The following is a 25186-nucleotide window of genomic DNA, read 5'->3' on the forward strand; positions in this document are numbered from 1 at the left end:
GCTCTTGCTCGCTTCCATACCATCCGGTATGGTATGGGCATCGACCGAGGAATCGACATGACCGCTGCTCTTCTTCCGGAGCCCGCCTGGCCCCTGGTGCTGCTCGCGCTCATTCAGATCGTCGACGGAATCCTGTCGCTCCGCCCCGTCTCGTTCGTGGCGAAATGCTGGGAGGACGTCGGCTGGCCGCGCAGTCTCTGGTGGGTGATGTCGCCGATCAAGTTCGCCGCCGCAGCCGGCCTCCTCGCCGGCATCTGGATCCCGTACCTGGGTGCGGTGACCTGCATCGCACTCGTTCTCTATTTCATCGTTGCGATCTCGATGCACATCCGGGCGCGGGATTTCGGCAGGAATCTGTTCCTGAACGCGAGCGGCATGCTCCTTCTCTGCACGGCGACTCTCATCTTTTGCTTCCTGGTCTGACCATGTGCGGGTGAGTCTGCGGCGCGACACCGAGCGGATGCTGGATTGTGGAGGAGTGAAGATTCTCCTGGCTGTTGCGCGTTACATCGACCACGTGTCGGTCGAGCGTCAGTATTCCGCTGCAACCAGTCGTGCGTACGAATCGGATCTCGCGGCTTTCACCGCCTTCGCCTCGGATCGAGGAGTTGAGGACGTCGGCGCTGTCGACCTTGAACTATTGAGGGACTGGCTGTGGAAGTCAGCGCAAGCAGGACTCGGGCACGCCACGATCTCGAGACGTTCGGCCTCGGCACGTGGCTGGTCGGCGTGGCTGGCCAGGAACGGTCACATCCCAGTCGACGTTGCCGCCCGGCTGCGCTCCCCGAAGACCGCGCGGTCCCTTCCGCACGTGGTCCAGCGCCCCCACATGGATGGGCTCCTCGACGCGCTTGCGGAAAAGGCGGGGAGCGGGGATCCAGTCGCGATGCGGGATTCGGCGCTCATCGAGCTCCTGTATGCCAGCGGCCTGAGGGTGTCTGAGCTGTGCGGACTCGACGTGGATGACGTCGACCTCGACCGCCTCACCGTCCGCGTCCTCGGCAAGGGATCAAAAGAGAGGGTCGTGCCGTTCGGGGTTCCGGCGCATTCCGCGCTCGTCGACTACCTCCGCAACGCCCGCCCCGTTCTCCTTTCCCGCACGCCCACGCCGCCACCAGCGGTCTTTCTCGGTGCGCGCGGCGCCCGCCTGAATCCCCGCAGCCTCTACAACGTCGTCAGCAGAGTCCTCGCCTCGGTCCCCGGCGGATCGCCGGCTGGCCCGCACGCGCTGAGGCACACCGCTGCGACACACCTTCTCGATGGCGGAGCGGACCTTCGGGCTGTCCAGGAGCTTCTCGGGCACGCGTCGCTCGGGACTACCCAGATCTACACCCACGTGTCGATGGAGCGGCTGAAGGAGAGTTACCGAACCGCGCACCCCCGGGCGTAGCCGCCGTCACCGACCGAGCGGCAGTAGCACCGCTCGCTGCACAGAAGTGAGCAGCGCGAGAGGATTCACGTACTCGCCGTGAAGCCGAACCCCGAAGTGCACGCACCTCTCGTCACAGTGCCCACCGGATCCGACGACGCCGACACGATCGCCCGCGAGGACCACGTCTCCCGCTGCGACCGTCGCTGCGACCGGTTCGATGCTCGACACCAGCCCACCGTCGTGTCTCACCGACAGCACCGGACGGTCGACGACGATTCCCGAAAACGAGACGACGCCGTCCGCGGCGGCGACAACCGCTCCGCCGGTGACCGCAGGGACATCGATGCCCCGGTGACCCGCCGAATAGGGAGTGGGGGGAGCTTCGAAGGGCCGCAGAAGCTGGTGAGGAGGGGGAGTCGGCCACTCCCACGGCGAAGGCTCCACTCGGGGCGGGGGCGCCGCCTTCTCGCCGGCAGCGGGAGCAGGGCCACCCAGCACGAGAACAGCCACAGCGACCAACGTGACGGCGACGTGCACCGTGCCAGACGGCATCCTCATGGAGGACGATTCTTGCCCCCTCCTGCTGGCCCCACCGACTGCTCGGGAACCAGTGGAGAACGACATGGACGGATGCCGCGGGGGAGGAGTGGGACGCGCCCCTCGTTCCTGTATGCTGAAGGAAGCATCCCGCGTGTCGGGATGACTACGCGTGCCCATTCGGCCAACACACCCACTCGGTCCTTTCTCTTCGGAGCAGGGCGGATGTGCGCCGGGCACCAGGACCAGAGGCCATTCGGCTCCCTGGAAAAACCGATCGACGCCTGCCCGGAACGGGCGCGTCAGAACAGGAGAACGGCTCATGGCCGTCGTAACCATCCGCCAGCTGCTCGACAGCGGCGTGCACTTCGGGCACCAGACCCGCCGTTGGAACCCGAAGATGAAGCGCTTCATCTTCACGGAGCGTTCCGGCATCTACATCATCGACCTTCAGCAGTCGCTTGGCTTCATTGACAAGGCATACGACTTCGTCAAGGAGACCGTCGCCCACGGTGGCACCGTTCTCTTCGTCGGAACGAAGAAGCAGGCACAGGAAGCGATCGCCGAGCAGGCGACCCGCGTCGGCCAGCCCTACGTCAACCAGCGCTGGCTCGGTGGACTTCTCACCAACTTCCAGACGGTGTCGAAGCGTCTCGCTCGCATGAAGGAGCTCGAGGAGCTCGACTTCGAGGACGCCTCGAAGTCAGGCTTCACCAAGAAGGAACTTCTCATCAAGAAGCGCGAGCTCGACAAGCTTCACAAGTCGCTCGGCGGAATCCGCAACCTCACCAAGACGCCTTCGGCTCTCTGGGTTGTCGACACCAAGAAGGAGCACCTCGCGATTGACGAGGCGCGCAAGCTTGGCATTCCCGTCATCGGCATCCTCGACACCAACTGCGACCCCGACGAAGTCACCTACCCGATCCCGGGCAACGACGACGCCATCCGGTCGGTCGGCCTGCTTACCCGCATCATCGCGGACGCAGCTGCTGAGGGCCTGATCCAGCGCCACCAGAAGCCCGAAGAGGGCGCCGCTCCTGTCGAGCCGCTCGCCGCATGGGAAGCTGAGCTTCTCGGTGCCGAGGCCGACAAGACCGAGGCTGCCGAAGCACCTGTCGAGCAGAACGACGCCGACGCTGAGGTTGCAGAGAAGAACGCAGCCAAGGGCGAAGACGCACCCGTCGAGACCGTCGCCGTTGAAAGCGACGAGAAGACCGAAGAGCGCCTCGAAGCTGAAGCGACCGACGCTGAGAAGCAGCCGGCCGCCGACAACAACTAACCCGAACGAGGAGTGCAATAACTATGGCAAATTTCAATCTTGCTGACGTCAAGGCTCTTCGTGAGCAGCTTGGCACCGGAATGGTCGACACCAAGAACGCCCTCGTAGAAGCAGACGGCGACATGGAGAAGGCCACCGAGATCCTGCGTCTCAAGGGTGCGAAGGGTAACGCGAAGCGTGCCGACCGCTCCACGAGCGAGGGCCTCGTTGCCGCCAAGGACAACGGTTCATCGACGACATTGATCGAGCTCGCGTGCGAGACCGACTTCGTCGCGAAGAACGACAAGTTCGTCGCTCTCGCCGACAAGGTCCTCGAAGCCGTTGCTGCTTCGGGTGCCGCTTCGGTCGAGGAAGCACTGGCAGCGTCCGCTGGAGACAAGACCGTCGCCCAGCTGATCGACGATGAAGCCGCGATCCTCGGCGAGAAGGTTGAGCTTCGCCGCGTTGCGCTCGTCACCGGCGAGAACTTCGCCGTGTACCTGCACAAGACGTCGAAGGACCTGCCCCCGCAGATCGGAGTCGTCGTCAGCTACACCGGCGAAGACGCCGAGACCGCTCGGGCCGTTGCCCAGCACATCGCGATGTTCGACCCGCAGTACCTCACTCGTGAGGATGTGCCGGCCGAGGTCGTCGACAAGGAGCGCGAAATCGTCACCGAGATCTCGAAGAACGAGGGCAAGCCCGAGGCGGCACTGCCCAAGATCGTCGAAGGTCGACTGACTGGCTTCTTCAAGCAGGTCGCACTGCTCGAGCAGGACTACGCTCGCGACAGCAAGATGCAGGTCAAGAAGGTTCTGGCAGACGCCAACCTGACTGTGACGGGCTTCGCCCGCTTCAAGGTCGGCGCGTAGGTTTGCCCTGGGAGTCCGGATCACACTGTGATCCGGACTCCTTTTTCATGAGCGCTCGACGAGCGCACGCAGTAGCTTTGTCAGGGATCCACGAAAGGACGACGACGGATGTCAGCACCCACGAAGAAACGCAGGGTCCTTCTCAAATTGTCGGGAGAGTCCTTCGGGGCCGGTTCGCTCGGTGTGAACCCCGACGTCGTCAGTGAAATCGCGCGCGAGATCGCCGAGGCCGCGAAGACGGTCGAAGTGGCCATCGTCGTCGGCGGAGGAAACTTCTTCCGCGGCGCTGAACTCTCGCAGCGGGGCATGGACCGCGGTCGTGCCGATTACATGGGAATGCTCGGCACAGTGATGAACGCACTCGCCCTCCAGGACTTCCTCGAGCAGGCCGGCGCCGAAACTCGAGTGCAGTCAGCCATCTCCATGACCCAGGTCGCCGAACCGTACATCCCTCGTCGCGCCGAGCGCCACCTCGAAAAGGGTCGTGTCGTCATCTTCGGTGCCGGGGCAGGACTGCCCTACTTCTCCACAGACACGGTTGCCGCCCAGCGTGCGCTCGAGATCGACGCCGACATCGTGCTCGTCGCCAAGAACGGCGTCGACGGGGTGTACACAGCCGACCCGAAGCTCGACGCGAACGCCACCCGGATCGACACGATCACCTACCAGGAAGCGCTGCAGACCGGCCTCAAAGTCGTCGACTCCACCGCGTTCAGCCTGTGCATGGACAACGCCATGCCCATGCAGGTATTCGGTATGGCACCGGCCGGAAACGTCACCAAGGCGATCCTCGGGGCGAGCATCGGCACACTCGTCAGCAATTGAGCTGACACAAGTTTCCGGTAGCGGCCCGTCTAGAATGGGTGCGGTACTACACGTAACAAGAAGGAGTCGCCGTGATCGCGGATGTATTGACTGACGCAGGAGCCCGTATGGGAAAGGCCGTCGATGTGGCCAGGGAAGACTTCGCAACGGTGCGCACCGGTCGAGCCAACCCGCAGATGTTCCAGAAGACGCTGGTCAACTACTACGGCACGCCGACCCCACTCGAGCAGCTGGCCTCCCTGCAGAACCAGGAAGCACGCACGCTGATCGTGGCGCCGTACGACAAAGGTGCGCTGAAGGATATCGAGCAGGCTATTCGCGACATCCCGAACCTCGGTGCCAACCCGACGAACGACGGCAGCATCGTACGGGTGACCCTGCCCGAGTTGACCGCTGATCGGCGCAAAGAGTACGTCAAGATCGTTCGCAACAAGGGCGAAGACGCCAAGGTCGCCGTCCGCAACATCCGCCGCAAGGCGAAGGACGAGCTCGACGCGCTCAAGAGCGAGGTCGGAGACGACGACGTCGCGCGTGGCGAGAAGGAGCTCGAACAGCTCACCAAGACGCACATCGACCAGATCGATGAGGCCCTGAAGCGTAAAGAGTCCGAGCTTCTCGAGATCTAGGACCAACGGCTGTGAGCGGACACAACGGGTGCAGCGGTGCCTGACACCGGCGACGGCGCTGGCGCTAAGGGGCAGAAGCCCCGGCGCAGTTCCCGCGACGAGTTTTCCGCGCAGCTCAAGTCCCGTCGTGCCGATATCGAACGGCAGGTTCGTGCGACCCGTGCGACCCTCGACGAGGCGAACGCGCGAATAGAGGCCAGGGCAGGGCGCAACCTGCTCCTTGCGACGCTGATCGGCCTTGGCCTCGGGCTCGCGATGATCTTCAGCCTCATCTTCGTGAAAGAGGTGTTCGTCTTCTTCGCGGCCGCCGTGGTCGCTTTCACCGTTTTCGAGCTCACCCAGGCATTCCGCCGTGCTGGGCGTGCCATCGATGTGTGGCCGGCCGTCATCGGTTCCCTCGGCATCGTCGTGTCCGGCTATTTCTTCGACCCGGCCGCCCGGTGGGCGGTGCTCGTCGGGGTGATCGTCTTCATCCTCGTTTGGCGGCTTCTCGCCCAGATGGCGCATCACACCCCCCGTCGAGTTGCCGAGGTGCTCCGTGACCTTGCGTCTGCGGTGTTCGTCCAGATCTACGTGTCATTCCTCGCGAGCTTTGCGGTCGTGCTTGTGCGGCAGCCGGAGGGCCAGTGGTGGACGCTTGCGTTCCTCACCATCGTCGTCGCGGTCGACATCGGCGCGTACGCAAGCGGACTCAATTTCGGCAAGCACCCGATGGCGCCGCTCATCAGCCCGAAGAAGACGTGGGAGGGGCTGGCCGGAGCGGCCGTCGCAGCCATCGCCTCCGGCATCCTTCTCGCCATTTTCATGCTCGACAGTCCGTGGTGGGTAGGGCTTCTCCTTGGAATCGCCCTGCTCGGCACCGCAACCATGGGCGATCTGACAGAATCGCTGATCAAACGCGACCTCGGGATCAAGGACATGAGTTCCTGGCTTCCCGGCCACGGCGGGTTCCTCGACCGGTTGGACTCGATCCTCCCGTCTGCACCGATCGCGTTCGCGATGTTCCTCCTCTTCAGCGGTGCCACCATCGCCGGATGACGGCCCGTCGACCCGTCTCGATCGAGGCGGAAAGGAGTTCCGTGTGACCAGCACGTTCCCCACCGCGCCCAAGCGGTCCCGCGGCTATGCCCGTGACGAAGTCGACGCGTTCCTTCAGGATGCCCGCGCCGCGTATGACGTCGACGAAAACGAAACGCCGTCGATGACATCCGCGGACATCCGCCGGGCGTCCTTCAAACTGGTGCGCGGCGGATACGCCACGGCTGCGGTGGATGCCGCCCTTGAGCGGCTCGAGGATGCGTTCGCTCTCCGTGAGCGTGACCAGGTTCTCGCGAACAAGGGAAAGCGGAAGTGGCTGACCTTGGCACGTGAGACGGCCCAGGTCATTCTCAATCGCCTCGCGCGCCCCGAAGGGCAGCGATTCTCCCGCACCAGCTTCCTCGCGCAGGGATATCGCACCGAAGACGTGGACGCCCTGGCCGACAAGCTCGTGGCTTACTTCGAGAAGGGCACTCCGCTCAGCGCGGATGCAGTACGGACCGCTGTTTTTCGCGCTCAGCGCGGCGGATACAACGAGTCGCAGGTGGACGTTCTGCTCGACGCGGTGACCGAAGTCATGCTGGCCGTTCGCTGACCAACACCTCAGAAACTGGCTTATAGCCCCGAACTGGGCTAAATTGGACGAATCGTGGGTAAATACGTGACGCAAGATGAGTCCTCAGTGCCAGCTCGCAAGGCCGGAAGGGCTTTCGAGCGACCCCGGTCCCGCAGCCCGTTCACGTTGTTCCTCTTCGCTTTCACCGCGGCCGTCGCTGTCGTCGCAGTGAATGTGGTGGACCCGTATTCGGGCGCAACCGCATCCCCGTACTTCCAGGTCGCTGAGCGTTACGACGGCGAGGCGACGCAGACCCTCGCTGTTGCTGCATCGTACGACAACACCTTCACCAGGGACGGCTACTCGGTCATCGCGCCACCGCCCCCACCCCCGCCTCCCGTCTTTGAGGAAGCGGAAGAGGACTCCAAGAGCGGTGGCAGCTCGAAGAAGAGCGGCGGTGCGCTGCCGAAGGTCACAGCCGACCCGGGTTCTGCCCAGGCGGTCGCTCACTCGATGGTTCTCGCCCGCGGTTGGGGAGAAGACCAGTTCTCCTGCCTCGTCGCCCTGTGGAACAAGGAGTCAGGCTGGCGCGTGAACGCGGCCAACCCATCGAGCGGTGCTTACGGCATCCCGCAGGCACTCCCCGGGAGCAAGATGGGCAGCGCTGGCAGCGACTGGGCCACCAACCCCGCCACCCAGATCAGCTGGGGTCTCGGCTACATCAGCGGCCGGTATGGCACTCCCTGTGGCGCATGGGGCCACTCCCAGGCGAAGAACTGGTACTGATCCAACCGAACTGTTCCTTCCTCGGCTCGTCCGGGGTGCGTGGGAACAGATCTGCCTAGGATGAATCCATGCCCAGAAGCAATCGTCCCCGCGGCGCCCGCCGAGACCGGGACGAGGGCGGCGACGACCTGTCGCACCTGATGAGCGGCTGGAAGCGCACGGAGACCCGGCGTGGCTCCGAGTGGTACGTTCAGCCCGTCAGTTCAGCGAGAGCCGTCAAGGACTACCTGTGCCCGGCGTGTTCACTCACCGTGGCACGCGGTACCGCGCATCTCGTGGTGTGGCGGGCGGACGGAATTCTCGGGGACGCTGCAGACCTGGCGTCTCGCAGGCACTGGCACACCCACTGCTGGCGCATCGGTTAGGAAAGGATGCCATGACCCTGGAAATCCGAGGCGGCGTCGAGCTGCCCGCACGGCGTGAAGAGATCGAGCTGGTGACGGCGGACGGACTGACGCTCGTCGGTGAGCTCGCGACGCCGCTCGACTCACAGCCGGTGGCGACGCTCGTCACGCTGCATCCGCTGCCTACCGCAGGCGGTTTCATGGACTCCCATATTCTGCGGAAGGCCGCCGGACGGCTTCCGGCTCTTGCCGACCTTGCCGTTCTCCGCTTCAACACGCGGGGAACGACCTCTCCACGGGGAACGAGCGACGGCGAGTTCGGTGAAGGGGTCACCGAGGAACACGACCTCGACGCAGCCATGGCTTTTGTCGCCGACAGGGGACTGCCGGCACCCTGGCTCGTTGGCTGGTCGTTCGGGACGGAAGTGGTTCTCAAGTACGGGCGATCCCACCCCATCGCGGGAGCGATCCTGCTGTCGCCTCCGCTGCACCGCGCCGAGCCGCATCACGTCGCGTCATGGGGTGACGATGAGCGCCCGCTGGTGGCTCTGATCCCTGAATTCGACGACTACCTTCGCCCGGACGAAGCGCGCGAGCGGTTCTCGAGCGTGCCAAGCATGACGCTCATCCCTGTCGAGGGCGGCAAACACCTGTGGGTGGGGGAAAACCAGACCCGCAGGGTGCTCGACGAGATCGTGCGGGCGGTCAATCCGTCGGCGCTGCCGCTGCCTACCGAATGGGTTGAATAGGGCTTAGAGCTCGTTCGCCCGGGGAATGACGACCTGCTTGATGATGAGCAGGATCGACGCGGCCGTCGGGATGGCGATCAATGCGCCGAGCAGCCCCATGAGCGACCCACCCGCGAGTGCCGCGATGACCACGAGCGCACCGGGAACCGCAACGGCGCGCCGCATCACGTTCGGGCTGATCACGTACGCCTCGATCTGCATGTAGATGAGGTAGTAGATCCCGGCGATCAGAGCGGTCACGGGTGAGCCGAGCCCGGGGATGAGGCACACCAGCGTGATGATGATGGACCCGGTCAGGGTTCCGACGAGGGGGATCATCGAGAAGAAGAACGCGATGCAGGCGAGAACCGGTGGGAACGGCGCATCGATGATCGACAGGAAGATGAACGACAGTATGCCGTTGCACGCGGCCGTTCCCACCTGGCCGATCACGTACCGCCCGACCGAGTCGGTGATCTGCTCCGCCAGGTCGGCGAAGCGTTCCCGCTTGGTCGCGGGGACCAACTGGTAGAGGCCGCGCTTGATCGAGCCGAGAGACGCCGTGAAATAGATGGTGAGGATCAGGATGATCAGGGCGCCGAAGAACGCGGAACCGATCGCGAACGCGAGCTGAATCGCGCCCGAGCCGATGTTCGTGATGTTGTCGGTGAGGAAATTGCCCGCATCGTCGATGATGGTGCGGATGTCGAGCCCCGGGAACTGGTCGGACAGAACGTCGACGAGCGGGTACTCCTGGAATTGCGCCTGCAGGCCGGGGATGAGTCGAACGAGCTGGGAGATCTGGTCGATGATGATCGGGACGACCATCCAGATCAGACCGGCGAAGAGAGCGAGCAGACCGAGGATGACGACGATGAGTGCTGCCCACCGGGGGACGCGCTTCTTCTCCAGGAAAGAGACGAGCGGATCCAGCCCGAGCGAGATGAAGATCGCCGCCCCGATGTAGCTGAGGATCGTCTGCAGCGTCACGATGGACAGCAGAATCATCAGGCCGAGGCCCACACCGAGCGTGCCGACGAGGCCCACTCGGAACGGGTTGGAAATCTTCACTGCGCTCCCTCTCTCGGACCACGTCAGAACATCGTACTGTCCGGCGGATGAGACGCCGCATCGAGCGGAGGGTGGTGTCGCATTAAGCGCCTTCTCAGGGATTTCCACTAGTCTGAAACGTCTGTCCTGTTGCGACCGGCCCGGAATTCCGACGGAATCCGGGTGCTCAGCCCCTGCGGCCGCGGCACCGAAGGAGATCTAGTGCGCTTCGTTTTCGCGATATTGGCGTTTGTGGTCGCAGCGACCATGATCGTTCTCGGCCTCGCCCAACGTACGGTGTTTCTCGGCCCGTCCACTTACGCCGTGGAGACAACGGTCCCCGGTGACCTGCCATACACCCTGATCAGCGGCGAGGAGCTTGCGGCCAAGACCGGTCAGCAGTCCTTGACCGTTTCCGGGTCCGACGAGGTATTCCTCGCATACGGCAGGACCGGCGATGTGCTCGCGTGGCTGGGAAGTTCGCAGTACAACGAGCTCGATGTCGACACCGAGAACAACACTCTCCAGGCAGATGTGGTGACACCGGAACCTGTCGAGTCGGACCTGCCTGCGCCGGAAGAGGACGATGAACCTCCGACCGAGGACGAGCAGGCGGCGGCCGACGCCCTTGCGAATCCCGCCGGGTCGGATCTGTGGCTTGCTGAATACGCAGAGGAGGGCGCCGTCGTCCAGACGATCAGTGTTCCAGAAGACGTCAGCGTCCTCATCGCCTCAAACGGTGTCGACCCCGCCCCTGACCGCGTCGAGGTGTCCTGGCCGCTGAACAATGCGACCCCGTGGGCGGGACCGCTCATCGCGGGCGGCATCCTGCTGCTCCTGGTCGGTCTCGCGCTCTACCTGCTCGGAATCTTCCACATGCGCAAGTCCCGCGGGCCTCGCCGCAAGGGGATCACGGCTGGTCCCGGAATGGAGAAGATGCCGAAGGTCCCGAAGCCGACACGCTACAAGTCCGACAAAAAGCACGGCAGCGCCCCCAAGCGTCAACGGTCACCCCGCAAGTCGATGATCGCGATCGTGCCCGTGGCTCTCGTTTCGACTCTTGTACTCACCGGATGCTCCGCCAGTTTCTGGCCGGATTTCTCCAGCCAGGGAGAAGCGACCGCGACGCCGACCCCGACCGGCGAGGCGCTTCCCGATGAGGAGCAACCGTCGCCCGCCGTCTCAGCGCCGCAGCTCGAGCGCATCGTCTCCCGCATCTCGGGTGTCACCCTTGAAGCGGATGCCGCACGCGACGCGACGCTCATCGCAACACGGTTCGCCGGTCCGGCTCTTGCCGAGCGTACGGCGAACTATACGATCCGGGGCAAGATTGCCGACTACGAGCTCCCCACCCCGATTCCTGCAACCCCCGGTGGTCTGACGCTGCCCCAGGCGACAGAAACCTGGCCGCGAACGGTACTGACCGTCGTTCATGACGACGCTGACGCCACTGTCGCCCCGACGGCACTTGTCCTCGTGCAGCAGGACCCCCGATCGAACTATCTGGTCCAGTCGGCAGTCAGGCTCGAGCCCGAAGCGCAGATCCCCGATGTCGCTCCGGCGACGATCGGCACGGCGCAGCTTCCGCCTGACTCCACCTTCCAGATCCTGCCCCCGGACCAGGTCGCGGGGGCGTACGCCGACATCATCACCAAGGGCGAGGAAAGCGAGTTCTACGACCTGTTCGATGCTGAATCCGACTCCCTTCGCGCGGGTATCGTCGAAGCTCGGGCGAAGACCAAGGAAGGTCTGCCGGGGACGGCAACGATCGAGTTTTCCACAGCAGCGGGGGAGACCGACCCTGTTGCACTCGCGACAAACGAGTCCGGCGCCATCGTGGCCGTTAACATCGTTGAAACCGAAGTCGTCAAACCGGTCGACACGGGAGCCAAGATCAAACCAGCCGGCGTCATTTCGGCGCTGAGTGGCGTAACAGAAACGGAGAAGGGTGTGCAGTCCACCTACACGGACCAGCTGTTGTTCTATGTGCCGCCAGCGGGCAGCTCTGAAACGATCCGCTTGCTCGGCTTCAGCCAGGCGCTGACGAAGGCGGCCGAACTCTGATGAGCGGAATGCAGCCGGCCGCTGAACACCTTCGCGGAGCCATTGATCTTTCGAGCCTCGTCAACCGTAACGCCCCCGGCACCCCGGCGGCCCCGACAGCGGGCGCGACCGCGGCACCCGCTGCACCGGGGGCATCCGTCGATCTTCCCGGACTCGTCCTCGAGGGGACTGACGCGACCTTCAGTCAGTTCCTCGACCTGTCGGCCCGGGTCCCGATCCTTGTCGATCTGTATGCGGGTTCCCCTACTCCGGGTTTCGACACGATCGTCAAGACCTACGGCGGCAGGCTCGTCCTCGTCACGGTGGATGTCACGACGAACGTGCAGTTGCGGCAGGCGTTCCAGGTCCAGTCTGTCCCGGCAGCGGTCGCTCTCATCGGCGGTCGTCCGCTCCAGCTCTTCGCGGGAGCACTCCCGGAGGATCAGGTGCGGCAGGTTCTCGACCAGGTGTTGCAGGCTGCTGGGCAGAGCGGTGTGACGGGAACGGCATCCGTCCCGGATACCGCTGACGCCGAACCTGTCGAGCCACCGTTGCCACCACTGCACGCAGAGGCGTACGACGCGATCGAGCAGGGCGACTACCCGCGGGCGATCTCCGCGTACAAGACGGCAATCGCCCAGAACCCGACCGACAAGATGGCGGTGGCAGGACTCGCCCAGGTGAGCCTCCTGCATCGCCTGCAGGGAAAGACGATCGAACAGATCCGCTCGGCGGGAGCCGACTCGTCGGATCTCGATGCTCAGTTGGATGTGGCCGATCTCGACCTCTCCGGTGGGCACGTCGAAGACGCCTTCGACCGGTTGCTGACCCGGTTCGAGACCTCCGATGCTGATGACCGCAACGTCATCCGCACCCGGCTGCTCGAACTCTTCGAGGTCGCGGGTCTCGATGACCCGCGCGTCGTCCGCGCCCGCGCACGGCTGACGAACCTGCTCTTCTGACAACTCGCAGCACAACACCCGGTGCGGCCGGGGCAACTCTCTTCGAGAAGCCCGGCCGACCGGGTGTTTTCGTTACTTGCTGAGGCGGAGCCAGACAGCCCCGAGAGGGGGAAGCGTCAGTTCGGCGGATGCCGGACGTCCTGCCCACGGCTCGTTGGCGGCGACGACCGCTCCGAAGTTGCCGACGCCTGACCCACCGAATTCGGTGGCATCCGTGTTGAGGATCTCTTCCCAGCGGCCGGCTGCGGGCAGCCCGACGCGATAGGGTCCGACCGGGACACCGGAGAAGTTGAACAGGGCTGCGATCTGGTTGCCGTCGTGATCACGGCGAAGGAACGCGACGACGCTGTTGGTGGAGTCACCGGCGTCGAGGATCTCGAACCCGCTCGCGTCGTTGTCGCGCGCCCACAGGGGAGCGTTGTCCCGGTAGACGGCGTTGAGCTGACCGACGAGGTTGAAGAGGCCCTGGTGGCTTGGCTGGTCGAGGATCCACCAGTCCAGTCCGCGTGCCTCCGACCATTCGGACGGCTGGCCGAATTCCTGGCCCATGAACAGGAGTTGCTTGCCGGGGTGAGCCCACTGGAACGCAAGGAAGGCGCGGACGTTGGCCAGCTTCTGCCAGTGGTCTCCCGGCATCCTGGCGAGGAGCGAGCCCTTGCCGTGCACGACCTCGTCGTGGCTGACCGGAAGCAGGAAGTTCTCGCTGAACGCGTAGACGAAACTGAACGTCAGTTCGCCCTGGTGGTGGGAACGGTACATCGGGTCGTGCTTCATGTACTGGAGGGTGTCGTTCATCCAGCCCATGTTCCACTTGATGCCGAACCCGAGGCCACCACTCGATGTCGGAGCGGTCACGCCAGGCCAGCTCGTGGATTCCTCGGCGATCATGACGACCCCTGGGTTTCGCTTGTACGCCGTCGCGTTCGCCTCCTGGAGAAGGCTGATCGCTTCGAGGTTCTCGCGGCCACCATTCTTGTTCGGGACCCACTCTCCAGGCTCTCGCGAGTAGTCGAGGTACAGCATCGAGGCCACGGCGTCGACGCGGAGCCCGTCGACGTGGAATTCCTCGAGCCAGTACAACGCGTTTGCGACGAGGAAGTTACGGACCTGGCTGTTGCCGAAGTCGAAGATGTATGTGCCCCAGTCCTTGTGTTCTCCGCGGCGCGGGTCGGCATGCTCGTAGAGGGCCTGGCCGTCGAAGCGGGCAAGCGCCCACTCGTCGGTCGCGAAGTGCCCTGGTACCCAGTCCATGAGCACTCCGATGCCGGCCTGATGCAACCGGTCGATGAGGTACTTGAGGTCGTCGGGATGTCCGAACCGGCTCGTCGGAGCGAAATATCCGGTGATCTGGTACCCCCATGAGCCGCCGTACGGATGCTCCGCGAGCGGCATGAATTCCACGTGGGTGTATCCGAGGGCGCGAACGTATTCGATGAGCGGGTCGGCGATGTCGCGGTAGCCGAGGCCGGGACGCCACGAGCCGAGGTGCATTTCGTAAATGCTCATCGGGCCCTCGTGCGGGTTCGTGGCGGCGCGGTGTTGCATCCACGCGCCGTCTGCCCATTCATGACTCGATTCGCCGACGACGGATGCCGTCAGTGGCGGGATCTCGGTGAATCGCGCCATGGGGTCAGCCCGCGTGACCCAGCGGCCGTCGGCGCTGAGCAGTTCGAACTTGTAGAGGGAACCGGCCTCGAGACCAGGAACGAACAGCTCCCAGACGCCTGTCGGGCCCATGTTTCGCAGCGAGTGGAGCCGGCCGTCCCAATTGTTGAACTCACCGATCACGCGAACAGCCTGAGCGTGTGGCGCCCACACGCTGAACGCCGTTCCGCGCACGGCCATTCCCCCGAAGGCGGAGTGATCGACGAGGTGCGCGCCGAGGGCTTGCCACAGCTGTTCGTGCCTTCCTTCGCCGATCAGGTGCAGGTCGAGCTCGCCGATGCTCGGGGGGAACCGGTACGGGTCCTCTGTCTTCCACACCTTGTCGTCGCCATACGTGGCTTCGAGCGTGTAGTCGGGGTACCCGGCCGTGTGCTCCGCCTCCCAGATGCCGTGGGCGAGGTGGCTCAATTCGAGCCGCGTGCCATCTGCCAGCACCGCGGTCACGGTTTCGGCGAGCGGGCGCAGGGCACGCAAAAGGGTCTTATCCCCTGAGGGGTGCTGACCGAGAACCGAGTGCGGGTCGAAATACGAGCCGGTGGCGACGGATTCAAGAATGTGGGCTGACGGGGTTTCCGCGCGTGCCGGTGAGGTCGGGGTTGCCGGTGGAGCGGGCGCTTTCGCCGGGGTCTCCGCTGCTTTCGCGGACGACGACGTGGCGTCTGCGTCCTTCGACGGGGTGGGCTGTGCCGGTCGGGTGGGGTCGGTCACGCGGTGGCCTCCTGAACGTGGAAAATGTGCACGGGTTCGGTGAACGCGTCGAGGCGGACAAAATTGTGTTCGCCCCAGGTCCAGCTCGAGCCGGTGATGAGGTCGGTGACCTGGTAGTGGGTCCCCGGCTCGAGCCCGAACGCAGTGCTGTCGATGTGGACGGTGGTCTCGCGCACCGAATGCGGGTCGACATTCGCCACGACGAGGATGGTGTCAGCGACGCCGTCATCGGTGAAAGCACCATCGAGATGCTTGCTGTAGACAAGGATCGAGTCGTCGTCGCTCGTGTGCAGGTGCAGGTTTCGCAACTGCCGCAGCGCGGGGTGGTCCTTGCGAATCTGGTTGAGCATGCCGAGGTAGAGCGAGAGTGAAGCGCCTGCTGCGTCGGCAGCGGCGAAGTCGCGGGGTTTGAACTCGTACTTCTCGTTATCGATGTTCTCCTCGGCACCGGGGCGCGCAACGTTCTCGAACAACTCGAAGCCCGAGTAGACACCCCACACCGGCGCCGCCGTTGCAGCCAGGGCTGCCCGGATGGTGAATGCGGCGGGTCCTCCGAACTGCAGGTACTCCGTGAGGATGTCCGGGGTGTTGACGAAGAGGTTGGGGCGGAGGAAATCGGCGGTCTCCGAGCTGATGCTGGTGAAGAATTCCTCCAGCTCCTCCTTCGTGTTCCGCCAGGTGAAGTAGGTGTAGCTCTGCTGGAAGCCGACACGGGCGAGTGCCTGCATCATTGCCGGGCGGGTGAAGGCCTCGGCGAGGAAGATGGCATCCGGCTCTTCGGCGTTCACCGTGGCGATGAGCCACTCCCAGAACTCGACGGTCTTGGTGTGCGGGTTATCGACACGGAAGATCTTCACACCGACCGAAATCCAGTACCGCACGATGCGGAGAACTTCGGCGCGGATGCCCTCGGGGTCGTTGTCGAAGTTGATCGGATAGATGTCCTGGTACTTCTTCGGCGGGTTCTCGGCGTACGCGATGGAACCGTCGGGGAGCGTTGTGAACCACTCGGGGTGCTCGGTCACCCACGGGTGATCGGGAGATGCCTGCAGGGCGAGGTCGATGGCGATCTCGATGTCGTTCTTCGCGGCCTGGGCGAGGAAGTACGTGAAATCGTCGACCGTACCGAGTTCCGGGTGGATGGCGTCGTGTCCGCCCTCGGCCGAACCGATCGCCCACGGGGACCCGGGGTCGTTGGGGCCCGGGTTGAGCGTGTTGTTCGGACCCTTGCGGAACGCCGTGCCGATCGGATGAATCGGAGGAAGGTAGACGACGTCGAAACCCATCGCTGAAACCGCGGAGAGACGTTTGGACGCGGTACGGAACGTACCGGACGTCCATGACCCGTCCTCGTGCTGTTTGGCACCCTCGGAGCGGGGGAAGAATTCGTACCAGGAAGCGACGCCGGCGCGGGTGCGCTCCACCCGGATCGTCGCGGGCTCGGATTCGCTCGACAGCGTCGTCATCGGCCGGAGTTTGGCGATGTCGTGTAGTCGGGAATCATCGAGGACCGCCGTGCGGGTCTCGAGCGGAGCATCCGTCGCCGCCAGTTCCGTTGCTTTCGCTGCGAGGTAGGCGCGTTCGTCCGCCGAGCGGGAGGCGTCGGTCGCCGCTCGTTCGAGGAGCTGGGCGCCGATCGTGAACATCAGCTCGACATCGAGTCCGGCAGGAATCTTGATCGAGGCATTGTGGTGCCAGGTTTCGAAGTCGTCCGAGTAGGCCCGTACCCGGAAGGTCCAGGTGCCTGGAGCCGTGACCTGGGCGAGGACCCGATAATCGTCGAGGCCGACCGTGACGAGATGCATCGGATGCCGCTGGGTCGCGCCGGCGGGATCGGTGAGCAGGAGCTCCACCCCGATCGCGTCGTGCCCCTCGCGGAACGCGGTCGCCTGGAACGGGATGACTTCACCGACGAATCCCTTCGCCGGCCATCGTCCGCAGGACACCACGGGGGAGAGGCCGAGCACAGGAAACCTGCCGATGCCTCGAGTTGTCGTGCTGGATTCGGTCTGCGCCGCGGCGGCCTTCGACGGCCTGGACGTTGCGCTGGTTGCTTTCTTCGCCACGGTCCGACCGTACCGCGAATCGTCCGGGTTCGCCGGTGCCTTGATTAATATCGCCGCGGCCAATAAAGCCCGGCGATCGCGCAACGTGCCGCGGCTCGCCTAGGCTGAACGCGTGAAGGCCATCCGACGTTTTACCGTGCGCCCTGCTCTACCCGAACGGCTGAATGCCCTGGAGCAGCTGGCGGGAAATCTGCGCTGGGCGTGGCATGGCCCGACCCAGGAATTGTTCGCCGAGATCGCCCCTGATGCCTGGCGCGAATTCCAGCACGATCCGATCAGCTTGTTCGGTCAGATCACCCAGGAACGCATCGACGAGCTGGCGGCGGACGAGGACTTCGTGCGTCGAGCCAATGCCCTCGGCGAAGACCTCAACCGGTATCTCACCGAGCCGCGCTGGTACCAGCAGCTCGAGGGCGACAAACCGGACTCCATCGCCTACTTCTCGCCGGAGTACGGTATCGCCGCCGCGCTCCCGCAGTACTCCGGCGGCCTCGGCATTCTCGCGGGTGACCACCTCAAGAGTGCCTCTGACCTGGGCGTGCCGCTCGTCGCCGTCGGCTTGTTCTACCGGTCCGGATACTTCAGCCAGGCTCTCTCTCCCGACGGCTGGCAGCAGGAGACGTACCCGGTGCTCGACCCGGACGGGCTGCCACTCCGCGTGCTGCGGCAGCCCGACGGGAGCCCGGTCATCATCACGCTCTGTCTTCCTGACGACCAGGTGCTCAGCGCGAGGATCTGGCAGGCCCGCGTCGGCCGGGTGACGCTTCTTCTCCTGGACTCCGACATTCCGGAGAACAGCGAAGAACTGTGCCACGTGACCGACCGTCTCTACGGCGGAGCGGAAGAACACCGCTTGCGACAGGAGCTTCTCCTGGGTATCGGCGGGGTGCGCGCGATCAGCGCATGGGCAGAACGCGCCGGCGTCCAATCGCCCCTCGTCTTCCACACCAATGAGGGCCATGCCGGATTCCTCGGTGTGGAACGCATCGGCGCACTGATCCGCGGCGGTCTGACGTTCACCGAAGCCCTCCAGGTCGTCAGGGCCGGCACGGTGTTCACCACGCACACCCCCGTGCCAGCCGGGATCGACCGCTTCGACTCCGGGCTCATCCGGCGGTACTTCGAGACCGAGTTGCTCCCAGGGGTCGAGACCGGCGACGTGCTCGCACTGGGACGCGAACCGGGCGACCAGTCCGGCGGCGTCTTCAATATGGCGCTCATGGGACTTCGACTCGGCCAGCGGGCCAACGGTGTGTCGCAGCTTCACGGCGAGGTGAGCCGGCGCATGTTCAGCGAACTGTGGCCGGGCTTCGACGCTGACGATGTCCCTATCCGCTCCGTCACCAACGGGGTGCACCCGGCAAGCTGGACGGCTCCGCAGCTCACCGAGCTGGCGATCAGGAACCTCGGGACGTCGGACACCGCCACAGCAGATTGGGCGTCACCCGCCGTGAGCGATGCGGAGCTCTGGGGCGCACGCAACGAGATGAAACGGGAGCTCGTCGACGACGCGCGCAAGCGTCTCGAACGTGCGTGGACCGCTCAGAACCCCGGTGGCGTCGCGCCCGAGTGGGTGCGGAACGTTCTCGACCCCCGGGTCTTGACGATCGGCTTCGCCCGTCGGGTCCCCACCTACAAACGCCTCACTCTGATGCTTCACGACACCGAGCGGTTGCGGCGCATCCTGCTTCACCCGGATCGTCCCGTCCAGATCGTCGTCGCAGGCAAGTCACACCCGGCTGACCTCGAAGGCAAGAGGCTCATTCAGAAATTTGCTGAGTTCGCCCGGGAACCCGACGTGCGGGAACGCATCGTCTTCCTGCCCAACTACGACATCTCGATGGCCCAGAAGCTGTACCCGGGAACCGACGTCTGGCTGAACAATCCGCTGCGTCCACTCGAGGCGTGCGGCACTTCGGGAATGAAAGCAGCGCTCAATGGCGTGCTCAACCTGTCGATTCTCGACGGCTGGTGGAACGAATTCTTCGACGGCGAGAACGGCTGGGCCATCCCGTCAGCGGTGACCGCCGACGCGGACGAACGCGACAGGCTCGAAGCCGAATCCATGTACGACCTCATCGAGCACCAGATCGCGCCACGGTTCTACGACCGCGACGGCGACGGCATCCCCGCCGACTGGATGCGAAGCATCCGCCACACCCTCTCCACGCTGTCGCCGCAACTGAGCGCTGATCGGATGGTGAGCGAATACGTGAACACCCTCTACCGGCCCGCTTTCGACAGCACCTCCGAGCTGCGCCACGATGGTTTCCGGGCGGCACGTCGCCTCGCGGACTGGAAGAGGCGCGTGACGGATGCCTGGAGCGGGGTGGCGATCGCTCACGTCGAATCGGGCGGACTTGACCTCGCACCCCAGGTCGGCGATGAGCTGCACCTGCGGGCATCCGTCCGTCTCGGCTCCCTCACCCCTGACGACGTCTCGGTCCAGGTCGTGTACGGCAGGAGCGCGGCGAACGGCGATGACCTGCGTGACGTTCAGACGGCAGACCTCGAGCCGGAAGGCGACTTCGCCGAAGCATCTGACTCCGGCGAATGGCTGTTCGCAGGAACAGTGAGCCTCGGCCGACCAGGTGCGTTCGGGTACACGGTCCGGGTGGTGCCGAAGAACGCACTCCTCGATAACGCAGCAGAACTGGGACTCATCGCCGTCGCGTGAGGCGGAGATCGCCTGCCGACTCAGGATCGGGCGATCGCCGCGAGTGCGCCTGCCGTTGCGGTGAGAAGGTCGGCCGGCGCGAGTTCGATGTCCAGGCCGCGACGCCCGCCGGACACGAACACGCTCGCGTGGAGAACCAGGGAATCGTCGAGGACGGTGCGCAGCGGGGTCTTCTGGCCGACCGGGCTGATGCCGCCGACGACATACCCGGTCTTGCGCTCGGCGAGTGCCGGCTCTGCCATCGTCGCTCGCTTCGCGCCGACAGCCGAGGCGAGTGCCTTGAGGTCCAGTTGCGTCGACACGGGAACCACGGCAACGACGAGCGCGCCGTCAACGTCGGCGAGCAGCGTCTTGAACACCCGGTTCGGATCCACCCCGAGGGCGTCGGCTGCCTCGAGACCGTAGCTCGCCGCTCCCGGCTGATGGGAATACGGATGCTCGGTGAACGCGATGCCGCGCGCCGACAGCGCCGCCGTCGCGGGCGTGCCAGCACCACCCTTCTTCGCCACGATCGCGCCCCTCGCTCGTCAGTCCGCCGATACGGCCAGGAACAGCAGCATCGATGTCGGCTGCAGGTCGAGAGTGTCCCCGGGGGCGAACGACCTGCTTTCGGTCAGCGGGGTTTCGTCCTCACTGCGCCAGAGCAGCTCGAAACGGTCGACCCCGTCGTGGACGGGGAGGGTGACCGTGAGCGGAGATTCGACACCGTGCACGATGAGCAGGATCCGATTGAACTCTTCGACCTCGGGGGTGCTCGCCGCGACGTACTGGAGAGTGCGGTTGCGCGCGCTGGTCCAGTCGTCATCGCTCATTGTGTTCCCCGACTGGTCGTACCAGTCCATCCGGCTCGAGCTCGGCACCGTCTCACCAGGCCGACCGAACCGCACCGGGCGCAGTGCCGGGTTTTCGCGGCGCAGCTGAAGAAGCCTTCTCGCGTGTGCGTGGAGGTTGTGTTGCCACTTGTCGACCGCGAAGCTCAGCCAGGTCAGTTCGGAGTCGTGGCAGTACGCATTGTTGTTCCCGCGCTGGGTCCTGCCGTATTCGTCTCCCGCGGTGATCATCGGCACCCCGGCCGACAACAGAAGAGTGGCGAGGAGGTTCCTCATCGCCTTGCGTCGGGTGGCGAGGATCACCTCATCGGCGGTAGGACCTTCTGCGCCGTGGTTGAAAGAGCGGTTGTTGTCGGTCCCGTCCCGGTTCGACTCGCCGTTTCCGACGTTGCGCTTCACGTCGTAGGAGACGAGGTCGGCGAGGGTGAAGCCGTCGTGAGCGGTGACGAGATTGACGGATGCCAGGGGGCCGCGTTCAGCGGAAAAGGTATTCGACGACCCGGCAAGTCGAGTGGCGAAGCCGCCGATACCGACGGGTGCCGTGCTGGCCCTGCGGGCGTAGTCGACATCCGAGAGCCAGAAGTTTCGCACTCGGTCACGGTACCGGTCGTTCCAGTCGATCCAGCCGACCGGGAAGTTCCCGGTCTGCCAGCCGCCCATCCCGACATCCCAGGGTTCCGAGATCATCTTCACGCCGGCGAGGGCCGGGTCAGCGATGATCTCGGTCAACAGAGGATGCTCGGGGGTGAACTCGTGGGTCGCGTCACGTCCGAGTGTGACGGCGAGATCGAACCGGAACCCATCGACCTGGACCTCGTTGGCCCAATACCGCAGAGAATCCATCACGAGTCGATGGGCAGCGGGATGCGACGTGTCGAGGCTGTTCCCACAACCGGTGACATCGATGTAGTCGCCGCTCTCGGTCTGGCGGTAGTAGGCGTCGTTGTCGAGTCCGCGGAGACTCGTCGTCGGTCCGCCCCTGCCCTCTTCAGCCGTGTGGTTGTAGACGACGTCGAGAATGACCTCGAGCCCGGCCTCATGGAGCAGCCGCACCATTCCCTTGAACTCGCGGAGGATGGCATCCGGTCCTGCGGCCTGCGCGGCCTTCGACGCATACGGCGGGTGAGGGGTGAAGAAGTTGAGGGTGTTGTAGCCCCAATAGTTTGTGAGCCCCTGCCGGATGAGCCGCTGCTCGGAAACGAACGCGTGAACGGGAAGCAACTCGACCGTTGTGACCCCGAGGTCCTTCAGGTAGCCGATGGTCGATTCGTGAGCGAGCCCCGCGTAGCTTCCGCGAAGTGCCTCAGGGACGTGCCGGTTGAGCTTCGACATGCCCTTGGCGTGGGCTTCATAGATGACAGTCCGGTCGAGCGGGACCTGGGGCTTCGCAACGTCGCCCCAGTCGAAGCCTGTGTCAACGACGGCGGACCTGAATTGCCCCGCGGCGACGCGCACGAGCCCCTTCGCGTATGGATCGATGAGCAGGTTCGCGGGATTGAACGCCGAAGTCGGCGTCGATTCTCCCGACGCCTTGATCGCGTACCTGGTACCCACCTTGAGCGAGCGGGAGCGCCCGATCCAGATCGAACCCTGTGTCTTCTGCATCGTCACCGTCCTGGTCACCCAGTTGGGGTCGGTGTCATCGAAGATCACCAGCTCCATCGCATCGGCACTCGCGGAGTAGACCCGGAGTTCACCACCGTGCGAGGTGAGCCGTACGCCGAGATCGTGCAGGGAATCGGCTGGGGTCATGCGTTCTAGAGTAGTTTGTGCGCGAATCGCGCGCTGACAGGCACGAGAGGAGCACCATGGCCGTCTACCTGGACCACGCGGCGACGACTCCGATGCTGCCAGAGGCGATCGCCGCGTACGCAGACGCCCTCAGCGTCGTCGGCAACCCGGCGTCGATTCACTCGCAGGGGCAGGCGTCGAAGCGAATGCTAGAGGAAGCTCGCGAGCAGATCGCAGCGACCCTCGGCTGCGACCCGATCGAGGTCGTCCTCACCTCAGGTGGGACCGAAGCCGTCAACCTGGCGCTCAAGGGACTGTGGTGGTCCCGCAATCGTGATGCGGCCCGACCGGTGATTCTCGCTCCCGGCGGAGAACACCACGCCACTCTCGACACCCTCGAATGGCTGGAGCAGCACGAAGGCGCCGAGATCGGCTGGCTTCCGCTCGACGGAAACGGGCTTCTCCACCCGGATGTCGTCGCTTCCGCGCTGGAGACCTACGGCGACCGGGTCGCGCTCGTGACCCTGCTGTGGGCCAACAACGAAGTCGGCACGATCCAGCCGGTCACCGAGATTTCGGCGCTCGCCGCGGAGCACGGTGTTCCTGTCCACGTGGACGCCGTCGCCGCCTATGGCTACCTCGAGACCGACTTCGGCGCGGTGCGCGCCGCATCCGGGAGCACCGGTGCCGCCGGCCTCGTCGCGATGAGCGTCTCCGCCCACAAGGTGGGCGGCCCGGTCGGCGTCGGTGCCCTCGTTCTCTCGCGGTCCGCCAAGGTGGAACCACTCCTGCACGGCGGCGGCCAGCAGCGCCAGGTCCGCTCGGGAACTCAGGATGTCGCTGGTGCGGTGTCGTTCGCTGTCGCCGCGCGACACGCGGCAGCTCACCGGGAGGCAGAAGCCGTTCGCCTCGCGGCCCTGCGCGACCGGTTGATCGACGGCATCCTCTCGACGGTCCCCGCCGCACAGCTGAGCGGCGCGCCCGGCGACGGACGGCTCCCCGGGAACGTGCACGTCGCCATCGCCGGATGTGAGGGAGACTCCCTCCTGTTCCTCCTCGACATGGCCGGTGTCTCGGTATCGACGGGGTCAGCATGCCAGGCCGGGATACCCGAACCGTCGCACGTGCTCCGGGCGATGGGCAGAAGCGAGATCGAGGCGAGGGGAGCGCTGCGTGTCACGCTGGGGCACACCACGACCGACGAGGACGTGGACGCCCTGCTTGCCGCGCTTCCTGCCGCGTACGAGCAGGCATCCCGGGCCGGGTTCGCCGATCGCACGACAACGCTCGGTCACTGAAAACGCAGAGAGCGTCCAGCCAGCGGCGCGTACACTTCTCGGGTGAAGGTTTTAGCAGCAATGTCAGGCGGAGTCGACTCCGCAGTCGCCGCAGCACGAGCGGTCGAAGCGGGGCACGAGGTCGTCGGCGTACACCTCGCCCTCAGCCGGATGCCGGGCACGTTGCGCACCGGCAGCCGCGGGTGCTGCACCATCGAGGACTCGATGGACGCGCAACGCGCAGCGAACATCATCGGGATCCCGTACTACGTCTGGGACTTCTCGGAGCGATTCAAGCTCGACGTCGTCGACGACTTCATCGCCGAATACGCGGCCGGCCGCACACCGAACCCGTGCATGCGCTGCAACGAGAAGATCAAGTTCGCAGCGCTGCTCGAGAAGGCGATCGACCTCGGTTTCGACGCAGTCTGCACCGGTCACTACGCGACCATCGAGACGGATGCCGCCGGCAACCGAGAGCTGCACCGCGCCAGCGCGTGGGCCAAGGACCAGAGCTACGTGCTCGGCGTGCTGACCGCTGAGCAGATCGCGCACTCCATGTTCCCGCTCGGCGCAACGCCGTCGAAGGCCGAAGTGCGGGCCGAGGCGGCCGAACGCGGCTTCAGCGTCGCCAACAAGCCGGACAGTCACGACATCTGCTTCATCCCCGACGGCGACACCCGCGGCTGGCTCGCCGAACGGGTGGGTGCCGAGAAGGGCCAGATCCTCGACCGTGAAGGATCGGTCGTCGGATCGCACGAGGGCGCTGCAGCGTTCACCGTCGGTCAGCGCCGGGGTTTGAACCTCGGTGTTCCTGATCCCGGCGGCCGACCGCGATTCGTGCTCGAGGTGCGGCCGAAGACCAACGAGGTCGTCGTCGGGCCCAAGGAAGCGCTTGCCATCGGTGAGATCGCCGGCTCACGGTTCACCTGGGCGGGACTCGCGCCGGAGCATCCTGACGTCGCCTTCGACTGCGACGTGCAGATCCGTGCCCATGCCGATCCCGTTCCCGCTGTTGCCGTCGTGCAGCCGCACGCTGAGACCGGCGAGCCCGAGCTCATGGTCCGTCCACACACCCCGCTCGACGGCGTCGCACCCGGCCAGACCGCCGTCGTCTACGTCGGCACCCGCGTGCTCGGGCAGTGCACCATCGACCGCACCGTGAGCGCAGTCCCCGTCTCCGCGTGAGGTGACGCAACCCCTCCGATCGTGTCGGAGGGGTTCCCTAGACTGGG

At 65.1% G+C, this 25186-nt stretch carries 22 protein-coding genes; 16 read left to right on the top strand and 6 right to left on the bottom strand.

Annotated features, from left to right (window positions below):
• Positions 1 to 57: 57 nt before the first annotated feature.
• The gene (locus D9V29_RS07040) at positions 58 to 423 is read left to right on the top strand and encodes a DoxX family protein (protein ID WP_121672629.1); all 366 of its coding nucleotides are present in this window, start codon (positions 58 to 60) and stop codon (positions 421 to 423) included.
• A 55-nt stretch (positions 424 to 478) separates the two neighbouring features.
• On the top strand, positions 479 to 1390 hold the full coding sequence (locus tag D9V29_RS07045) for a tyrosine recombinase XerC (protein WP_121672630.1): 912 nt from the start codon (positions 479 to 481) through the stop codon (positions 1388 to 1390).
• 6 nt (positions 1391 to 1396) lie between these two features.
• On the opposite strand, the gene D9V29_RS07050 is transcribed toward D9V29_RS07045, so the two are convergent.
• The gene (locus D9V29_RS07050; RefSeq protein ID WP_229790335.1) at positions 1397 to 1930 is read right to left on the bottom strand and encodes a M23 family metallopeptidase; all 534 of its coding nucleotides are present in this window, start codon (positions 1928 to 1930) and stop codon (positions 1397 to 1399) included.
• A 301-nt stretch (positions 1931 to 2231) separates the two neighbouring features.
• Between D9V29_RS07050 and rpsB the strand changes: the two genes are divergently transcribed.
• From rpsB to D9V29_RS07095, 9 genes are all read left to right on the top strand, one after another.
• Complete coding sequence (gene rpsB, locus D9V29_RS07055; RefSeq protein ID WP_121672632.1) at positions 2232 to 3188, top strand: 30S ribosomal protein S2; 957 nt, start codon at positions 2232 to 2234, stop codon at positions 3186 to 3188.
• 23 nt (positions 3189 to 3211) lie between these two features.
• Complete coding sequence (tsf, locus tag D9V29_RS07060) at positions 3212 to 4039, top strand: translation elongation factor Ts (RefSeq protein ID WP_121672633.1); 828 nt, start codon at positions 3212 to 3214, stop codon at positions 4037 to 4039.
• Between the two features lie 108 nt (positions 4040 to 4147).
• Complete coding sequence (gene pyrH, locus D9V29_RS07065; RefSeq protein WP_121672634.1) at positions 4148 to 4864, top strand: UMP kinase; 717 nt, start codon at positions 4148 to 4150, stop codon at positions 4862 to 4864.
• 71 nt (positions 4865 to 4935) lie between these two features.
• Positions 4936 to 5490: a ribosome recycling factor gene (gene frr, locus D9V29_RS07070; RefSeq protein ID WP_121672635.1), complete on the top strand. Its 555-nt coding sequence runs from the start codon at positions 4936 to 4938 to the stop codon at positions 5488 to 5490.
• Positions 5491 to 5526: 36 nt separating this feature from the next.
• Positions 5527 to 6528, top strand: coding sequence for a phosphatidate cytidylyltransferase (locus D9V29_RS07075; RefSeq protein WP_121672636.1), 1002 nt, complete (start codon positions 5527 to 5529; stop codon positions 6526 to 6528).
• Between the two features lie 43 nt (positions 6529 to 6571).
• The gene (locus D9V29_RS07080) at positions 6572 to 7123 is read left to right on the top strand and encodes a DivIVA domain-containing protein (protein WP_121672637.1); all 552 of its coding nucleotides are present in this window, start codon (positions 6572 to 6574) and stop codon (positions 7121 to 7123) included.
• Positions 7124 to 7210: 87 nt separating this feature from the next.
• Complete coding sequence (locus D9V29_RS07085) at positions 7211 to 7870, top strand: aggregation-promoting factor C-terminal-like domain-containing protein (RefSeq protein ID WP_121672813.1); 660 nt, start codon at positions 7211 to 7213, stop codon at positions 7868 to 7870.
• A gap of 68 nt (positions 7871 to 7938) precedes the next feature.
• Positions 7939 to 8235 (top strand): Rv1322 family protein, encoded by a 297-nt coding sequence (locus tag D9V29_RS07090; protein ID WP_183084942.1) that lies wholly within the window; start codon positions 7939 to 7941, stop codon positions 8233 to 8235.
• An 11-nt stretch (positions 8236 to 8246) separates the two neighbouring features.
• Entirely contained in the window at positions 8247 to 8963 is a 717-nt protein-coding gene (locus D9V29_RS07095) for an alpha/beta hydrolase (protein WP_121672638.1), read from the top strand.
• Between the two features lie 3 nt (positions 8964 to 8966).
• On the opposite strand, the gene D9V29_RS07100 is transcribed toward D9V29_RS07095, so the two are convergent.
• The gene (locus D9V29_RS07100; RefSeq protein WP_121672639.1) at positions 8967 to 10013 is read right to left on the bottom strand and encodes an AI-2E family transporter; all 1047 of its coding nucleotides are present in this window, start codon (positions 10011 to 10013) and stop codon (positions 8967 to 8969) included.
• A 201-nt stretch (positions 10014 to 10214) separates the two neighbouring features.
• On the opposite strand from D9V29_RS07100, the gene D9V29_RS07105 reads away from it, so the two are divergent.
• Entirely contained in the window at positions 10215 to 12056 is a 1842-nt protein-coding gene (locus D9V29_RS07105; RefSeq protein ID WP_121672640.1) for a DUF8094 domain-containing protein, read from the top strand.
• On the top strand, positions 12056 to 12997 hold the full coding sequence (locus tag D9V29_RS07110; RefSeq protein ID WP_121672641.1) for a tetratricopeptide repeat protein: 942 nt from the start codon (positions 12056 to 12058) through the stop codon (positions 12995 to 12997). Before D9V29_RS07105 ends, D9V29_RS07110 begins: the two co-directional genes overlap by 1 nt.
• 72 nt (positions 12998 to 13069) lie before the next feature.
• Here D9V29_RS07110 and glgB read toward each other — a convergent pair whose 3' ends face one another.
• Both glgB and D9V29_RS07120 read right to left on the bottom strand, forming a co-directional pair.
• A complete protein-coding gene (gene glgB, locus D9V29_RS07115; RefSeq protein WP_229790369.1) occupies positions 13070 to 15217 on the bottom strand; it encodes a 1,4-alpha-glucan branching protein GlgB in 2148 nt (715 codons plus the stop codon).
• Positions 15218 to 15366: 149 nt separating this feature from the next.
• Positions 15367 to 17436, bottom strand: coding sequence for a maltotransferase domain-containing protein (locus D9V29_RS07120; RefSeq protein WP_183084943.1), 2070 nt, complete (start codon positions 17434 to 17436; stop codon positions 15367 to 15369).
• 112 nt (positions 17437 to 17548) lie between these two features.
• Here D9V29_RS07120 and glgP point away from each other — a divergent pair, with 112 nt between their 5' ends.
• The gene (gene glgP, locus D9V29_RS07125; protein ID WP_121672643.1) at positions 17549 to 20113 is read left to right on the top strand and encodes an alpha-glucan family phosphorylase; all 2565 of its coding nucleotides are present in this window, start codon (positions 17549 to 17551) and stop codon (positions 20111 to 20113) included.
• Between the two features lie 20 nt (positions 20114 to 20133).
• Here glgP and ybaK read toward each other — a convergent pair whose 3' ends face one another.
• Both ybaK and glgX read right to left on the bottom strand, forming a co-directional pair.
• Positions 20134 to 20625 (bottom strand): Cys-tRNA(Pro) deacylase, encoded by a 492-nt coding sequence (gene ybaK / locus D9V29_RS07130; RefSeq protein WP_121672644.1) that lies wholly within the window; start codon positions 20623 to 20625, stop codon positions 20134 to 20136.
• 15 nt (positions 20626 to 20640) lie between these two features.
• Positions 20641 to 22695 carry a glycogen debranching protein GlgX gene (gene glgX, locus D9V29_RS07135; RefSeq protein WP_121672645.1) on the bottom strand — a complete coding sequence of 685 codons (2055 nt, stop codon included), beginning with the start codon at positions 22693 to 22695 and terminating at the stop codon, positions 20641 to 20643.
• A 56-nt stretch (positions 22696 to 22751) separates the two neighbouring features.
• On the opposite strand from glgX, the gene D9V29_RS07140 reads away from it, so the two are divergent.
• Positions 22752 to 23972: a cysteine desulfurase family protein gene (locus tag D9V29_RS07140; protein WP_121672646.1), complete on the top strand. Its 1221-nt coding sequence runs from the start codon at positions 22752 to 22754 to the stop codon at positions 23970 to 23972.
• 42 nt (positions 23973 to 24014) lie between these two features.
• A complete protein-coding gene (gene mnmA, locus D9V29_RS07145) occupies positions 24015 to 25139 on the top strand; it encodes a tRNA 2-thiouridine(34) synthase MnmA (RefSeq protein ID WP_183084944.1) in 1125 nt (374 codons plus the stop codon).
• Positions 25140 to 25186: the final 47 nt, after the last annotated feature.

This window comes from Mycetocola manganoxydans (assembly GCF_003667545.1).
Classification (GTDB): Bacteria; Actinomycetota; Actinomycetes; order Actinomycetales; family Microbacteriaceae; genus Mycetocola_A; species Mycetocola_A manganoxydans.

Excerpts from the sequence above, each read along its gene's own strand:
- D9V29_RS07040 (WP_121672629.1), top strand. The coding sequence starts at position 58 with ATGACCGCTGCTCTTCTTCCGGAGCCCGCCTGGCCCCTGGTGCTGCTC.
- D9V29_RS07050 (WP_229790335.1), bottom strand. The coding sequence starts at position 1,930 with ATGAGGATGCCGTCTGGCACGGTGCACGTCGCCGTCACGTTGGTCGCT.
- rpsB (WP_121672632.1), top strand. The coding sequence starts at position 2,232 with ATGGCCGTCGTAACCATCCGCCAGCTGCTCGACAGCGGCGTGCACTTC.
- tsf (WP_121672633.1), top strand. The coding sequence starts at position 3,212 with ATGGCAAATTTCAATCTTGCTGACGTCAAGGCTCTTCGTGAGCAGCTT.
- pyrH (WP_121672634.1), top strand. The coding sequence starts at position 4,148 with ATGTCAGCACCCACGAAGAAACGCAGGGTCCTTCTCAAATTGTCGGGA.
- D9V29_RS07090 (WP_183084942.1), top strand. The coding sequence starts at position 7,939 with ATGCCCAGAAGCAATCGTCCCCGCGGCGCCCGCCGAGACCGGGACGAG.
- D9V29_RS07095 (WP_121672638.1), top strand. The coding sequence starts at position 8,247 with ATGACCCTGGAAATCCGAGGCGGCGTCGAGCTGCCCGCACGGCGTGAA.
- D9V29_RS07110 (WP_121672641.1), top strand. The coding sequence starts at position 12,056 with ATGAGCGGAATGCAGCCGGCCGCTGAACACCTTCGCGGAGCCATTGAT.
- glgX (WP_121672645.1), bottom strand. The coding sequence starts at position 22,695 with ATGACCCCAGCCGATTCCCTGCACGATCTCGGCGTACGGCTCACCTCG.
- D9V29_RS07140 (WP_121672646.1), top strand. The coding sequence starts at position 22,752 with ATGGCCGTCTACCTGGACCACGCGGCGACGACTCCGATGCTGCCAGAG.